General features: G+C 58.8%; 15 protein-coding genes. 6 read left to right on the forward strand and 9 right to left on the reverse strand.

The features are described 5' to 3' along the window. The first annotated feature begins 32 nt into the window (after positions 1 to 32). Both KKW20_RS16705 and KKW20_RS06335 read left to right on the forward strand, forming a co-directional pair. Complete coding sequence (locus KKW20_RS16705; protein WP_425514260.1) at positions 33 to 227, forward strand: DUF1203 domain-containing protein; 195 nt, start codon at positions 33 to 35, stop codon at positions 225 to 227. Then, complete coding sequence (locus tag KKW20_RS06335; protein WP_343207556.1) at positions 190 to 1,224, forward strand: XdhC family protein; 1,035 nt, start codon at positions 190 to 192, stop codon at positions 1,222 to 1,224. Before KKW20_RS16705 ends, KKW20_RS06335 begins: the two co-directional genes overlap by 38 nt. Positions 1,225 to 1,239: 15 nt before the next feature. Here the strand turns inward: KKW20_RS06335 and KKW20_RS06340 are convergent, their stop codons facing one another. The 3 genes from KKW20_RS06340 to infC all read right to left on the reverse strand — a co-directional run bounded on the left by KKW20_RS06340 (position 1,240) and on the right by infC (position 3,154). After that, on the reverse strand, positions 1,240 to 1,860 hold the full coding sequence (locus KKW20_RS06340; protein ID WP_214567034.1) for a trimeric intracellular cation channel family protein: 621 nt from the start codon (positions 1,858 to 1,860) through the stop codon (positions 1,240 to 1,242). 139 nt (positions 1,861 to 1,999) lie between these two features. After that, positions 2,000 to 2,350: a RidA family protein gene (locus tag KKW20_RS06345; protein ID WP_214567035.1), complete on the reverse strand. Its 351-nt coding sequence runs from the start codon at positions 2,348 to 2,350 to the stop codon at positions 2,000 to 2,002. Between the two features lie 258 nt (positions 2,351 to 2,608). Further along, positions 2,609 to 3,154 carry a translation initiation factor IF-3 gene (gene infC / locus KKW20_RS06350; RefSeq protein ID WP_214567320.1) on the reverse strand — a complete coding sequence of 182 codons (546 nt, stop codon included), beginning with the start codon at positions 3,152 to 3,154 and terminating at the stop codon, positions 2,609 to 2,611. Between the two features lie 205 nt (positions 3,155 to 3,359). Between infC and KKW20_RS06355 the strand changes: the two genes are divergently transcribed. After that, entirely contained in the window at positions 3,360 to 4,130 is a 771-nt protein-coding gene (locus KKW20_RS06355; protein ID WP_214567036.1) for a translation initiation factor 3, read from the forward strand. Positions 4,131 to 4,389: 259 nt separating this feature from the next. Here KKW20_RS06355 and KKW20_RS06360 read toward each other — a convergent pair whose 3' ends face one another. The 5 genes from KKW20_RS06360 to KKW20_RS06380 all read right to left on the reverse strand — a co-directional run bounded on the left by KKW20_RS06360 (position 4,390) and on the right by KKW20_RS06380 (position 8,562). After that, positions 4,390 to 5,244 (reverse strand): ferredoxin--NADP reductase, encoded by an 855-nt coding sequence (locus KKW20_RS06360; RefSeq protein ID WP_214567037.1) that lies wholly within the window; start codon positions 5,242 to 5,244, stop codon positions 4,390 to 4,392. Between the two features lie 65 nt (positions 5,245 to 5,309). Continuing rightward, on the reverse strand, positions 5,310 to 5,732 hold the full coding sequence (locus KKW20_RS06365) for a DUF934 domain-containing protein (protein WP_214567038.1): 423 nt from the start codon (positions 5,730 to 5,732) through the stop codon (positions 5,310 to 5,312). A 98-nt stretch (positions 5,733 to 5,830) separates the two neighbouring features. After that, a complete protein-coding gene (locus KKW20_RS06370) occupies positions 5,831 to 6,583 on the reverse strand; it encodes a phosphoadenylyl-sulfate reductase (protein WP_214567039.1) in 753 nt (250 codons plus the stop codon). Next, on the reverse strand, positions 6,573 to 8,249 hold the full coding sequence (locus tag KKW20_RS06375; RefSeq protein WP_214567040.1) for a nitrite/sulfite reductase: 1,677 nt from the start codon (positions 8,247 to 8,249) through the stop codon (positions 6,573 to 6,575). The genes KKW20_RS06370 and KKW20_RS06375 overlap by 11 nt, the downstream gene beginning before the upstream one ends. Next, positions 8,242 to 8,562 (reverse strand): DUF2849 domain-containing protein, encoded by a 321-nt coding sequence (locus KKW20_RS06380; RefSeq protein WP_214567041.1) that lies wholly within the window; start codon positions 8,560 to 8,562, stop codon positions 8,242 to 8,244. The genes KKW20_RS06375 and KKW20_RS06380 overlap by 8 nt, the downstream gene beginning before the upstream one ends. A 141-nt stretch (positions 8,563 to 8,703) precedes the next feature. On the opposite strand from KKW20_RS06380, the gene KKW20_RS06385 reads away from it, so the two are divergent. Then, positions 8,704 to 9,165, forward strand: coding sequence for an Lrp/AsnC family transcriptional regulator (locus KKW20_RS06385; protein WP_214567042.1), 462 nt, complete (start codon positions 8,704 to 8,706; stop codon positions 9,163 to 9,165). Between the two features lie 145 nt (positions 9,166 to 9,310). Here the strand turns inward: KKW20_RS06385 and KKW20_RS06390 are convergent, their stop codons facing one another. Continuing rightward, complete coding sequence (locus KKW20_RS06390) at positions 9,311 to 10,498, reverse strand: cytochrome P450 (RefSeq protein ID WP_214567043.1); 1,188 nt, start codon at positions 10,496 to 10,498, stop codon at positions 9,311 to 9,313. Between the two features lie 59 nt (positions 10,499 to 10,557). Between KKW20_RS06390 and KKW20_RS06395 the strand changes: the two genes are divergently transcribed. Further along, positions 10,558 to 12,330, forward strand: coding sequence for a sensor histidine kinase (locus tag KKW20_RS06395; protein WP_214567044.1), 1,773 nt, complete (start codon positions 10,558 to 10,560; stop codon positions 12,328 to 12,330). Then, positions 12,327 to 13,577 carry a sigma-54-dependent transcriptional regulator gene (locus KKW20_RS06400; RefSeq protein WP_214567045.1) on the forward strand — a complete coding sequence of 417 codons (1,251 nt, stop codon included), beginning with the start codon at positions 12,327 to 12,329 and terminating at the stop codon, positions 13,575 to 13,577. The genes KKW20_RS06395 and KKW20_RS06400 overlap by 4 nt, the downstream gene beginning before the upstream one ends. Positions 13,578 to 13,854 lie beyond the last annotated feature (277 nt).

Below are 13,854 nucleotides of genomic sequence, written 5' to 3' on the forward strand. Positions count from 1 at the left end.
TAAAAAGGCCGAGCATGTCTCGGCCTTTTTTTATGTGCGCCTGTTGGGGCCGGATCCCCGCTGGCACCGGGGCCATTGTGCCCGTGTCCCAGATTGCCGCCACTTGCGAAACCCTGTTTGATACCCCAGATGTAGCGTTCATTGATGTGCGATCATCGAAAAATAATTGTTTTACCTTCAGGATCCTCCGTGACGACAAAAATTCCAACATTGCCGAGCGCTTTTGACAAAATCCCCGAGCTGGCGCTTGCCTGGCACCAATCTGGCCGCCGTGTGGCCATCGCCACAGTTGTCGCCACCTGGGGCAGCGCCCCGCGCCCGGTGGGCAGCCAGATGGTTGTGTCAGATCGCGGCGAAATCGAAGGGTCGGTGTCGGGTGGCTGTGTCGAAGGCGCCGTGGTGATCGCGGCCCAAGAGGCAATTGCCGACGGGCGCTGCCAGCTGTTGACCTTTGGTGTCTCGGGCGAGGATGCGTTTTCCGCAGGGCTTGCCTGTGGCGGTGAAATCCGCGTGTTGGTGGAACCTGTGGGCGCGGATTTAGGGGCCGGGCAGGGTGGCGGGCAGGGGATCCCGCTTGCCATGCTCACCGATCTCATCACCCACCGCGCCGCGCGTCAGCCGGTGGTCACTGCGCTGAACACGCTGGATTGGTCCCGCGAACTGCGCGCACCAAACAGCGAAGAAACCGGGATGCAGGGTGACCTCTTCCTGCACCACCACACGCCACCCCTCCGCCTGATTGTCGTGGGGGCCGTGCATGTGGCCCAAGCGCTGATCCCGATGGCGCAGATTGTCGGTCATGATGTGGTGCTGATCGACCCGCGCGGTGCCTTTGCCACGGCAGGTCGCTTTCCCGGTGTGACCCTTTATGAAGATTACCCGGACGAGGTGCTGCCCCCCCTTGGGCTGGATGCGCGCACCGCGATCGTCACGCTCGCCCATGATCCCAAAATCGACGACCCGGCGATTGAGGCGGGGCTAAACAGCGATGTCGCCTATATCGGTTGTCTCGGGTCCGCGCGCACCCAAACCGAGCGGCGCGACCGCCTTGCCGCGCGGGGGTATGCGCCTGAACAGCTTGCCCGCATTCACGGCCCGGTCGGGCTGGACATTGGCGCGGTTGGCCCCGCGGAAATCGCGGTGTCGATCATGGCAGAATTGGTCGCGGTAGAGCGCGCTGGGCGTGCGCGGCCCAAAATGGCCCAGCGGCTGTGTGATCTCTAACCTTATGCCTGAAGGTTAAACCTGATCGCCCGCAGGCGTCCGGTTCAACACCACAATCCGCGCCAGCAAAATAGCGGCAAAGCTGATGCCCGCGGCCAGCGTGCCGTCCACTTGCCCCAAGAGCACAATGTAAAGCGCGCCACCAATCAGCGACAGCGTGGCATAGAGGTCTTCTTTCAACAGGCTCGGCGTCATATTGCACAAAAGATCGCGGATCATCCCGCCCGCCGTGCCGGTGATACAGCCCAGCACCACCGCCAAAATCGGCGAAATCCCCGCGTCCAGCGCCACTTGCACGCCGGTCAACGTGAACAGCGCGAGACCAATGGCATCAAGATGCATCAACGCCTTCAGGCGCCGGCCATTGCCCGCCGACATGCGCGTGGCCACCGCAAAGCTGATCAATGCAATCGGCACCGCCACGGCCAAAAACCTCTCATCCCGGATCCAAAAAACCGGGGTGAGCCCAAGGAAAAGGTCCCGCAACGTGCCGCCGCCCATCGCGGTGGCAATCGCCAACACCGTCGCGCCAAACGGATCCATCTCGGCCCGATGCGCCTGAATAGCCGCCGAGGCCGCCATCACAGCGGTGGCCAGCAAAGTCAGCGGGACAAAGAGAAAAGACAGGGTTTCCATGGCGGTGTTTTAGGCGGTGTTGCGGGAAAGGGGAAGGTGGGTTGTGGTTGGCGCGGTGCTGCATGATCTACATTTATCACCGGAAACGGCGCGAACGCCCCGCCAGTGGCGGGGCATTCCTGTGTCTTATGCGCTGGGATCAACCCGCCTCATAGGCTGCTGTTACGATAAACTCGACCTTCAGCTCTGGGCGCGCCAGTTTAGCTTCGCCACAGGCGCGGGCGGGGGCATGGCCTTCGGGCACCCACGCGTTCCAGACCGAGTTCAGCCCGTCAAAATCAGCCATATCCGCGAGCCAGATGGTCACTTGCAGCATGTCTTTGTTGGACGATCCGGCCTCGGCCAAAAGCGCGTCAATATTGGCGAGACATTTGGTGGTTTGCTCTTCCACGCTGTCGCCGTCGGCCACTTGGCCGGTCAGATAAACAACGCCAGCATGTTTGACGATTTTGGACGAGCGCACACCGGTGTGCAGGCGGGTGATGGTCATTGTGGGGTCCTTTTCAGGGGGATGAGTTTGGCAGCGGTTTTCACCACATGCCCCTGATGTGACCCGTTTCAGACACCGTCGCAAACCGTTTGCGGTGAAAAACACCGTCATTTGCGACAAACCGCTTGGGGGCGGGCAATCTCTCAGCTCAATAAAAAACGCCCCGCAGATACGAGGCGTTTTTGAATTCATGTGGAGTGATACAACCGCGCTTACTTCGGCAGCGGGCCAGATATCACTTAGGCAGTGGGTCAGATATCACTTAGGCAGTGGGCCGATCATCATCACCATCTGGCGACCTTCCATCTTCGGCATGTTTTCAACCTTGCCGATGTCCTTGGTGTCTTCCGCCACACGCAGCAGCAGTTCACGACCAAGGTTCTGGTGTGCCATTTCGCGACCACGGAACCGCAGGGTGATTTTCACCTTGTCGCCGCCGCCCAGAAACTTCACCACATTGCGCATTTTCACTTCGTAGTCGTGGGTGTCCGTGTTGGGACGGAACTTCACCTCTTTGACTTCGATGGTCTTTTGCTTTTTGCGGGCTTCCGCTTCGCGCTTTTGTGTCTCGTATTTGAACTTACCAAAGTCCATAATCTTACACACAGGCGGGTTTGCATTGGGCGAAATCTCAACCAGATCCAAACCGGCTTCATCCGCCAGGACCATGCCACGCGCTGGGGTGACAACACCCACGTTTTCGCCATCCGCGCCAATAAGGCGGATTTCGTCTGAACGGATGCGTTCGTTGATACGAGGGCCGGTGTCGCGCTGTGGGGGCGCATTATGAGGTCTGCGGGCTATGGTGCCATTCCTTCTTTGGTTTCATCTGTACTTAAGGCGAAACGTAAAGGGGCTGATGCGCGCTTTCAAGCCGAAAGCGCGCGACTTTCCGCGTTTTGACGTGTCTGTGGCGAAACTCCCCTTGCAGATCACCCCAAATTGCCGCCATTTGCCCCCAAAGCCGGGGGGACGCCCGGGCGCGAACCAGAATTTTAAGGAAGTCGATATGAACAAGACGCTGATTGCAGTTGTTATTGCCGCCGTTGCCATTTTTGGTGGGTACAAGTGGTATTCCGGCCAACAAGCAATGGTTGCTGAGGAAAAAGCCGCTGCCGAAGCCATGGCCGCTGAAGAAGCCGCCAAAGCCGAAGCGATGGCTGCTGAAGAAGCCGCTAAAGCTGAAGCAATGGCCGCCGAAGAAGCCGCTAAAGCCGAGGCAATGGCTGCAGAAGCTGCTGCCGCTGCGGAGGCTGCCGCTGCTGAGGCTGCCAAAGCCGCCGCCGCTGCAACGGACGCTGTGACCGAAGCCGCAACAGACGCCGCAACAGACGCCGTTGAAGGCGCAATGGAGGCTGTTGGCGATGTTGTGACCGATGTTGTGGGCGAATCTGCTGCTGTGACCGAAGCACTGGGGGCCGCAACCGAGGCCGCAACTGACGCTGTTGCCGGCGCTGTCGAAGATGCTGCTGGTGCTGCGACCGAGGCTGTTACAGGCACCGCTGCTGAGGCCACCGAAGCGGCAGCAGACACCGCAGAGGCCGCAACTGAAACCGCAGCAGAAGCCACCGAAGCCGCCCCAATGACCGCAATGGACATGGCCAAAACCTTGCTGACCCCAGAAGGGTTTGACGCCGCTAAAGTCGGCGAATTGATCGACGGTTCAAACTTGGGTGACGTGCAAAAACTGGCACTGAAAACCGGTGTTGAGCAAGCCGCCAACAACCCTGACATGCTGAAAGCCGTGCTGGACCAAGTGAAAACCGCGCTGGGCATGTAAGCCCACATCAAGGTTAAAACACGAACGCCGCGCAGAGTGATCTGCGCGGCGTTTTTTAATCTTGGCGGCTCTCGGCGATTGCGGTGCATTCGCCTGTCACCTGATGGTTGAATGCGGTGCTTTCAACCTTGGCGGCTCTCGGCGATTTCGCAAATCACCTGCGCCTGTTGGTTGAAAATGGGATTTTCAACCTTGGTGGTTCTCGGCGATTGCGGTGCATTCGCCTGTCACCTGTTGGTTGAAAGCGGTGCTTTCAACCTTAATCGAGAAACGCTTTCTCAACCACATATTGCGCGGGCTTGGAATTGGCGCCTTCTTCCAGCCCGTATTCCTCAAACATCTCTTTCAGCTCAAGGTTAAAGGCCAGATTGCCGCAAATCATCGCGCGATCCGTGTCGGGGTTCAGCGGTTCCACCCCCAGATCTTTGAACGCCTCGCCAGAGCGCATCAGGTCGGTGATCCGGCCCATCTTGGCGCTCTCTTCGCGGGTCGTTGTTGGGTAGTATTTGATCTTTTTCCAGAACCCGTCGCCGATCACTTCGTTCAAAAGCTCGTCGTGTTTCAAACTCTCAATCAGATCGCGCCCATAGGTCAGCTCGCCCACTTCGCGGCAGGTGTGGGTGATGATCACCTCGTCGTAATCCTCATAGGTCTGCGGTTCACGCAGCAAGGACGCAAAAGGCGCAAACCCGGTGCCGGTGGCAAAGAACCAGATGCGTTTGCCGGGGATCAGCGCGTCATGGACCAAGGTGCCCACGGGTTTCGGGCGCAGGATCACCTCGTCGCCCACTTTGATGTGCTGCAATTTTGACGTCAGTGGGCCGTCTTGCACCTTGATCGAGTAAAACTCCATCTCTTCATCCCAGCTGGGCGAGGCAATGGAATAGGCCCGCAACAGCGGCTTTTGTTTGCCGGTTTTCGGATCAGGGTCGCCCATCAGGCCGATCATCACAAATTCACCCGACCGGAACCGCAAGGATGCGGGGCGCGTACAGCGAAAGCTGAACAGGCGGTCGGTGTAATGTTTCACCTCGGTCACGGTCTGTGCGTCCGGCAGGGTGGGTACGGCTTTTACTTTGGGTTCAGCGTCCATAACAGATGTCACTTCATTCATGAGCTATACCGGGGCGAAAACCCCGGCCTTTCATGTTGTTATATAGGTGGTGAGCGAAGGGGGGTCTAGGCCTGAGCAAGCCCTGCAAGCCGCGACCGATAGTCATAGGCACGCCAGTTTGCACGGTACACCCAATCCTCTTCCGGTTGGCGCGCCGCCAAGGCGTCCGAGATTTCAACCTCGTCAAAGCCAGATCGCCGCGCCATGGCGTATTGATCCGAAATCACATGGCCCGCGGCACGAAGGCGCCCCTGATAGCCAAGGTTGCGCAAATGCCGCGCAAGCGTGAACCCGCGCCCATCGGCAAAGGATGGAAAATCAATGCGGATCGCCGCCACACCCAACATCAGATCGCCCAGATCAGCAGGGTCGGTGTCAGATGTCAGATCCAACCCACGGGGGTCATTTGCGGCGCGCTCGTCTCGCGCCGCAAACCCATGTTCCCAAGTGTCCGGACCAAAGCCGGTATCAACTACAATCACAGTCATTGCTCTGCTCCTACACGCACCAAAAATGTTTTGCCGTACTGCCGCGTCGCGGCGGTGTGGCGAAACATTCGCTTCATCTCTATGTTGTGCCGCATCGCCTAGTCCCCCTGCTCGGGTGACGAGGCGATACGTTGTATTTTGCCATCCACAAAATGAATGCCACATTCAGATTTCTCAGCCCCGCGCCAGCGACCCGCACGGGGGTCTTCGCCCGGTTTCACCGCAGATGTGCACGGCGCACAGCCGATCGACGGGAAGCCACGCCCAACAAGCGGGTGGCGGGGCAGGCGGTTGTTGATCATGTAGTCTTTCACGTCGTCCGCCGCCCAATGGGCCAGTGGATTGACTTTGATGCGACCATTTTCAATCTCGAAAAACTCAAGATCCACGCGCTTGCCGCCCTGAAAGCGTTTGCGCCCGGTGATCCAACCGTCAAATGGCGCGATTGCATTGGCCAAGGGCTCCACCTTGCGCAAATTACAGCAGGCATCGGTATCTGCCAGATGCAGGATATTGTCCGGGTCGCGCTTGAACACCTGATCGGCGTCCGGATGAATGGTCCGCACATCGGTCAGGCCGAGCTTTTTGGACACATCCACTTGATATTCCAGCGTTTCCTGAAACAGCATCTGCGTGTCCAAAAAGATCACCGGGGTGCTGCGATCAACCCGCGACACCATATGCAAAAGCACGACACTTTCCGCCCCAAAGCTAGAGACAAGCGCCAGCGGCCCGATCTCAGGATCGGTCAGCGCGTGGCTCATCACTTGGGTGGCCGAGCGGTGTTTGAAGCGCGCGTTCAGATCGGCAACACGCTCCTCTAACGCAGGCAGGGGGGCTTCAAGCGGCATGAGATTTCCCCCCAGCAGCGCCCTCTGGATAAAGGGCGGCTTTGAACGGCGCGTCGCCAAGGCGGCGGTGCGCTTCCAAAAAGGTTTCCTCCGGCCCGTCGCGCAGGTCGAGATAAGCCAACAGGATACGCTCAATCGCCGGTACAATCTGGTCATAGGCAAAGCCCGGACCGGTGCGTTTGCCGATCACAGTGTCCGCCCCACCGTCACCACCCAAGGTGATCTGATAGTTCTCAACGCCGGCGCGATCCAAGCCCAAAATGCCGATATGGCCCAGGTGATGATGCCCGCAGGCATTGATGCAGCCAGAGATTTTCAGCTTGATCGGGCCGATGTCATGCTCCAGCTTCAGTTCGTCAAACCGCGTGGCAATATCCTGCGCCACCGGGATCGCACGGGCGGTGGCCAGCGCGCAGTAATCCATGCCGGGGCAGGCGATGATATCTGAAATCAGACCGGCATTTGCCGTCGCCAACCCATGCGCACGCAGGGTGGCATAAAGCGCGGGCAGATCCGATTTATGCACATGCGGCAGGATCACGTTTTGCTCGTGGCTGATGCGCAGATCGCTATACCCAACCGTCTCGGCCAGATCCGCGATCACCCGCATTTGTTCAGACGTGGCATCGCCGGGCGTTTCGCCATGGGCTTTCAGTGAAATCGTCACAATCGCGTGCTGATCGTCACGGTGTGTGTCCAAATTGGTGTCGGCAAAGCTGCGAAAACCGGGGTCGGTCGCGTACGCCGCATCATAGGCACCGGTGTCCGCGGATTTGAACGCTGGCTGCGGAAAGCTGGCCTGAATGCGCGCGAAATGCTCCTGATCCACACCGGAAAACAGCGGGCGGGTCTGGGCGAATTTTGCGTCCACCAGCTCGCGGATTTTCTCAATCCCGTTTTCCATCGTGGTGATCTTAATGCGCGCCTTGTATTTGTTGTCGCGGCGCCCCAGCACGTTGTAAACGGCCACAATCGCCTCGAGATACGGGAGCAAATCTGCCCGTGGCAAAAACTCATTCAGCACTTGCCCCACAACAGGCGTGCGTCCCAGACCACCGCCAACGATGATCTGATAGCCCACGTCGCCGCCCCGCGTCACAATGCGGATACCCACATCATGCGCTTTGGTCACGGCGCGATCTTCGGGCGATCCGGTCACGGCCAACTTAAATTTGCGCGGCAGAAACTGGAACTCCGGGTGGTCGGTGGACCACTGGCGGATCAGCTCAGCCGTTGGGCGCGGGTCTTCAACCTCATCCGCGGCCGCACCGGCGAAATGATCGGCGGTGACGTTGCGAATGGTGTTGCCCGAGGTCTGGATCGCGTGCATCTGCACATCCGCCAAAGCGTCCAGCATATCTGGGATATCCGACAACTTTGGCCAGTTGTACTGAATGTTCTGACGGGTGGTGAAATGGCCATAGCCTTTGTCGAACTTATCCGCCAGATACGCCAGCTGGCGCATCTGATCCGGGTTCACCGAGCCATAAGGGATCGCCACGCGCAGCATGTACGCGTGCAATTGCAGATAGACCCCGTTCATCAAACGCAGCGGTTTGAACTCGTCTTCCGTCAAAGCACCAGAAACGCGACGCTCCACTTGCTTGCGGAACTGCGCGGTGCGGGTGCGCACAAAGTGATCGTCGAAATCGGCATAATCATACATGAGCGGGCACCTCTTCTTTGCGTTCTTGCTTTCCATGCGGGCGGTTCGACGGGCCTTTTGCCCGGAACGCTTCGCGAAAATGGGTGGGAACCGGGCCGTGATCGCCCGCCTTAACATCTGCCAAATAGGCACCTACCGCGATATGCGGCTGGGTTTCGGCCTCAAACAGACGCGCATCAGCATCCTCTTGGGTGCTCAGCACCAAGGCCATACACAACTCGCGCACCCAGCTGCCATCCACAGCAAGATAAATCACATCGCCAGAGACAAGGTCATTTGCGGTTACGACTTTGGGTGTAAAGGGGCGTGCCATGGGCCGGTCCTTTCTAGTTGCGTTCCGTGTGTATATAGGACATTTTCCTAGGAAATTGCGATTAGCTGCGGTCAATAAGGACGTTTGTTCCGATTCTTTGCCCAAAGCGAACGCTCGGTTCGAAATGTAAGGAAAATCGAAATGTCTGTTCGGCTCGATGAGATCGACAAGAAAATTCTGCGCGAGCTTCAGGTGGACGCAGGCCAATCTCTGGACGTGATCGCCCGCAAAGTCGGCTCGTCAAAGACGCCGGTGTGGAATCGCATTCGCAAAATGCGCGAAGCGGGCGTGGTCGGGCAAAACACCATGATTTTGGACGCTGAAAGCCTCGGGTTTGAGGCTTGCTTCTTTGTACTCATCCGCACATCCGAGCATGAGGCCGATTGGCAAGGCAAGTTCCTAAAGGCCCTGCAAGAACGCCCCGAAGTGATGGAAGCCCACAGGCTCGCCGGTGAAATCGACTATATCCTGAAGGTCCGCGTAGAAAACGCCCGCGCCTATGATGTGTTTTATCAGGCGCTGATTTCCGAGGTGAGGATCTTCAACGTCACCGCGCTGTTGTCGATGGAAGAGCTGAAGTTTTCCACCGAATTGCCGATCTGAATTGCCGATCTGAATTGCCTATTCGAAACGGCGCTAGGGGCGCTGCCCCTCGCGAGGCAAGCTCGCTCACCCCGGGATGTTTAAGACAAGGAAAAATGCGCGGCCCTTTTTTCTTGTTCCAAATATCCTCGCCGAAGGCAAAAAGTCAGCGCGTGACCATCAAACGGGTCAGCCCATGAAAATGATAGACATTGCCATAGTCCGGCGGCTGGCTCAGGCGCAGGTTGGGGCAGCGATCAAACAGGATCGGCAGTGCATTCACGAGCTCCAGTCGCGCCAAAGGAGCGCCGACGCAGAAATGCACACCAGAGCCGAAGGCACTGTTTTGTTTGATTTTTCGGGTGGGGTCAAAGCGGTTGGGATCCCCCCAATTGGCGGGATCGCGATTGGCCGCAGCCAGCAACAGCCCCACTTCATCGCCGCGCTTAAAGGAATGCCCAAACAGCTCCAGATCTTCATAAGCATGGCGGGTGAACATATGCAGGGGCGGGTCAAACCGCAGGGTTTCTTCAACGGTCTGATCAATGGCATCCGGGGCAAGCGCCGTCTTGGGCGTGCGGTGTTCGAGCAGCGTTTTCACCGCAATTGCCATTGCATGCACCGTCGCCTCATGTCCCGCGTTTAACAAAAGGATGCAGGTGGTGATCAGCTCATCCGTTGATAGCTTTTCCCCCCCTTCTTCGGCTTGGATCAACTGGGTGATCAGATCGTCGCGCGGGTCGGCCCGGCGGTCTTCGACATAGCCGCGCATGAAGGCGACAAAGGCTTCGGTTGCGGCCACGGCGCTGTTTTCAATCTCGCGGGTGCGCCGCGCCTGATACATTGACACCATCGCGTTGGACCACGCCAAAAGATCATCCGCCATTGCCTCTGGCACGCCCAACAGGCGGCAGATGATGATCACGGGAATGCGGGTGGCAAAGGCGGGCAGCAGGTCAAATTCAACCCCGGAACCCGCAGCCGGAAACCCGTCGATCATTTCATGCGCAAGGGTCTCTACCTCTGGGGCCAGCCCGGCAATGCGGCGCGAGGTAAAGGCGCGCAACACAAGGGAACGCAGGCGGGTATGGCGTGGGGCTTCAAGCTCTAGCATCGAGTGCGCCTCAACGGCATAAAACGGGGCCAAATGTGCGGGAAATTTGCGCGGCTCGACAGGTTCGCGGCCAAAGCGACGATCGCGCAACAGCGTGCTGACCGCCGCATGGCTGACCGCCATCGGCATCTTGTAGTCCTCCCAATAGAACAGATCGCCATCATTACGGGCGCGCGCGTAAAACGCATATGGGTCTTGCACGAAATCGGCGGCGGTGGGGGATTGGGTCAGTTTTTTCATCCCCGCACATTCACCAAACCCGCTGGCCTTTGCAAGAGCGGCGCCTTAAGGTCTTGCCCATGTTGCGACTTTTTCGGTTTCGATGGTTTTTGCTTTACCTGTTGATCGCGGTGCCGATCAGTGGCGGCGTCGGCATGCTTGCGTGGCGTGATGCGCTGGATCCCTTGGCGGAACGGGCCGAAACCGATTTGGCGCTGGCCTCTGATCGGTTGCAACGCCACCTCTTTCGCTATCGTGAACTGGTGGTTGTCGCCGCTGAACACCCGGTGCTGCGTGCGGCCCTTTACACGGTGAATGACCGGCTGGGCGAGCGCAGCGATGCGGTGAGTTTCCTGTCTCGCTTGACGGATATGACCGGCGCGCGGCAATTCGCATTGGTGGATGTCGAGGGGCATATACTGGCCCGATCGGAACAGAATGTGGCCTTGCCCGCGCCCTGGACCCCAGACGCGCTTCCGGTGGTGCGCGCGTTAAATGGCGCGTTGGGACAGGTCGCCACAACCCGTCCCGGGACCAGAGGCGAAACCAAGCGGTTGTTCAGCTTTGCCGCCCCCTTGCGCGCGCCCGACGGGCGGGTGATTGGCGCGGTGGTGGCCGAAATTGACATCCGCAAATATGAGGATGACTGGCCGGGGTCCGCGGCGGTCGTGTTCTTCTCTGATGCAAAGGGACGGGTTTTGGTCACCAACCGCTCGGAACTGGTGCTGGCGGACCGGATGGCGGATGATTTCATGGCCATTCAACAGCATATGTGGCGTGGTCATCAACTGTGGAGTTTGGATGGCGGGCCATATTTGCCGACACAGGCGCTGCATCTGGAACGTGACCTTTTGACGGTTGGTTTAAAAGGGGAGTTGCTGCTGGACAGCCGCCCGGCATTGCGGGCGGGCGTACAGATTGCGGTGATCACCGGGGCAATTTTTCTGCTGTTTGGGGGGGCGTTTTTTGTGGTTGGGCAACGGCGTCGCGCGTTGGCAGACCGGTTGGAGATTGAGGCCGCCGCCAACACCAAACTTGAGGCCCGCGTGGTGAAACGCACCGCCGCCCTGACCCAGGCCAATGCGGATTTGCAACAGGCACAGGCGGATTTGGTGCAGGCGGGCAAGCTGTCGGCCCTCGGGCAAATGTCGGCCGGGATCAGCCACGAACTCAACCAACCCTTGATGGCAATCCGCAGCTTTGCCGACAATGGAACCCAGTTTCTCAGCCGAGGTGCGCCTGACAAAGCGGGGGCCAATCTGTTGCGAATTTCCGAACTTGCCGGCCGGATGGATCGGATCATCAAAAACCTGCGCGCCTTTGCTCGCAATGAAAGCGAACCCCATGGCAAGGTCGATTTGGCACAGGTGATCAACGCCGCAGTCGAGCTAACCGGGGCACGTCTGCGCGGCGATGATATCACGCTGGGCTGGCACCCACCGGACCACCCGGTTTACGCCATCGGCGGCGAGGTGCGTTTGGGTCAGGTCTTTGTCAACCTGATCAACAATGCGGCGGATGCGATGGCCGGGCAGGATAAAAAACGCATTGATATCAATTTGATACAAGCCGAAAAGCTGACGGTGACGGTGCGCGACACCGGCCCTGGCATCACCAACACCGACAAGATTTTCGACCCCTTTTACACCACCAAACAAGTGGGGGAGGAGGGGATGGGTCTTGGCCTGTCGATCTCTTATGGTTTGGTGCAAAGCTTTGGCGGCAACATTCGCGGGACCAATGCGCCGACTGATGCGCCCACCGATGGGCCCACGGAAGCGCCAAGTGGTGCGATGTTCACGGTTGAGCTGGAATATTGGTCCGCGTCGACACATAAGGAACCCGCAACATGACCCAATCCCAGACGCGCAAGGTGCTTTTGGTCGATGACGACGCGATGGTGCGCGAGGCTTTGGGCCAGACGCTGGACCTTGCGGGCTATCATGCGATCCTGACCGGCAGCTATATCGAGGCCAAAGACCACCTGTCGGAGCAATTCGAAGGGGTGGTGGTCAGCGATATTCGGATGCCCGGCAAAGACGGGTTTCAACTGCTCACGCAGGCGCAAAAAGTGGATGCCGAGCTGCCGGTGATCTTGTTGACGGGGGAGGGCGACATCCCCATGGCCGTGCGTGGGATGAATGCGGGGGCCTTTGATTTCCTTGAAAAACCCTGTGACACCGCCGCGCTGGTGACGGTGATTGAACGGGCGCTGGCCACACGGCGGCTGGTTCTGGAAAACCGCGCCCTTAAACGCAACGCACAAAAGGGCGATGCGGCCTCGCGATTGCTGTTTGGCGAAAGCACGCAGGCCGACGATTTGCGCGCGCGGGTCAGGTCTGTGGCTGCGACGCAAGCGGAAGTTCTGATCTGTGGCGAGCCGGGATCCGGCACCGCAAAAGTGGCTGAGGTTGTGCATCTTTTGTCCGGCGTGGCAATGCGCCCGTTTGTGAAATTGCCCGCCGCGGGCCTGACGGCTGAGGCGTTGGACGCCGCCTTTGAACGGGCCGAGGGCGGCACGCTGTTCTTGGATGAAATCGCCGCCCTTGAGGCATCAGTGCAATATAGCCTGCTGAACTTGCTGGAGAAATCGGGAACCGCGCGGGTGGTCGTGGGCACCTACCGCGACCTTGCGGGCGAGGTGGAGGCGGGGCGGTTTAACCCCGACCTTTATTATAAACTCGACGTGCTGCGCGTGCGCATCCCGGCCATTCGCGAGCGTAAAGACGACATCCCGGTGCTGTTTCGCCATTACGTGTCGATCGCCAGCGAACAGGCGGCATTGACCCCGCCCGAGATCAGCCAAGAGGTGATCGGACAGTTGATGGCGCAAGACTGGCCCGGCAATGCGCGCGCGCTGATGAACACCGCGATGCGCTTTGCGATGGGGCTGGGGCTTGGCGATATTGAAGAGGGCGACGAGGCGCGCCCGGGCCTTGCCCAACAGCTCGCCCAAGTGGAACGCTCGCTTTTGATCGAGGCGCTGCGTCGTAACGCGGGCGGGGCAACCGCCACCGCCAAAGAGCTAAAACTCCCCCGCAAGACATTCTACGACAAGCTCGCGCGGCATGGGATTAAGGCGGAGGATTATCGGGGGTGAGTGGGCCCAGGGATATTTCCCTCGCAATGCAGGTGCGTCTGCTGTCGGTGTCCTGCCGGTGAGTTTCGCTGAAGTGCCGAATCACCTCAACTGAGTCGCCCCCCCGAATCCCTCACCTGTGCGGAAATCCGCACAACCTGTCTGTTCCCTGTGCGGAAATCCACTCATCTGCTGTTTTTTCATCACTGGTGCCGCAAAAATAGGCGCGACAAGTCTTTGTAATCGAACCTAAAAAACAACCGATATCGCTAACATTAACTTGCCCCTTGGTCAGCCT

The organism is Aliiroseovarius lamellibrachiae (assembly GCF_018599245.1).
In the GTDB taxonomy this organism is placed as follows: Bacteria; Pseudomonadota; Alphaproteobacteria; order Rhodobacterales; family Rhodobacteraceae; genus Aliiroseovarius; species Aliiroseovarius lamellibrachiae.

Bases quoted from the DNA above. Each gene is read 5' to 3' on its own strand.
- KKW20_RS16705 (WP_425514260.1), top strand. From the start codon at position 33: ATGTGCGCCTGTTGGGGCCGGATCCCCGCTGGCACCGGGGCCATTGTG.
- KKW20_RS06340 (WP_214567034.1), bottom strand. From the start codon at position 1,860: ATGGAAACCCTGTCTTTTCTCTTTGTCCCGCTGACTTTGCTGGCCACC.
- KKW20_RS06400 (WP_214567045.1), top strand. From the start codon at position 12,327: ATGACCCAATCCCAGACGCGCAAGGTGCTTTTGGTCGATGACGACGCG.
- KKW20_RS06360 (WP_214567037.1), bottom strand. From the start codon at position 5,244: ATGAATGAAGTGACATCTGTTATGGACGCTGAACCCAAAGTAAAAGCC.
- KKW20_RS06355 (WP_214567036.1), top strand. From the start codon at position 3,360: ATGAACAAGACGCTGATTGCAGTTGTTATTGCCGCCGTTGCCATTTTT.
- KKW20_RS06390 (WP_214567043.1), bottom strand. From the start codon at position 10,498: ATGAAAAAACTGACCCAATCCCCCACCGCCGCCGATTTCGTGCAAGAC.
- KKW20_RS06370 (WP_214567039.1), bottom strand. From the start codon at position 6,583: ATGCCGCTTGAAGCCCCCCTGCCTGCGTTAGAGGAGCGTGTTGCCGAT.
- KKW20_RS06395 (WP_214567044.1), top strand. From the start codon at position 10,558: ATGTTGCGACTTTTTCGGTTTCGATGGTTTTTGCTTTACCTGTTGATC.
- KKW20_RS06345 (WP_214567035.1), bottom strand. From the start codon at position 2,350: ATGACCATCACCCGCCTGCACACCGGTGTGCGCTCGTCCAAAATCGTC.
- KKW20_RS06375 (WP_214567040.1), bottom strand. From the start codon at position 8,249: ATGTATGATTATGCCGATTTCGACGATCACTTTGTGCGCACCCGCACC.
- KKW20_RS06380 (WP_214567041.1), bottom strand. From the start codon at position 8,562: ATGGCACGCCCCTTTACACCCAAAGTCGTAACCGCAAATGACCTTGTC.
- KKW20_RS06385 (WP_214567042.1), top strand. From the start codon at position 8,704: ATGTCTGTTCGGCTCGATGAGATCGACAAGAAAATTCTGCGCGAGCTT.
- KKW20_RS06365 (WP_214567038.1), bottom strand. From the start codon at position 5,732: ATGACTGTGATTGTAGTTGATACCGGCTTTGGTCCGGACACTTGGGAA.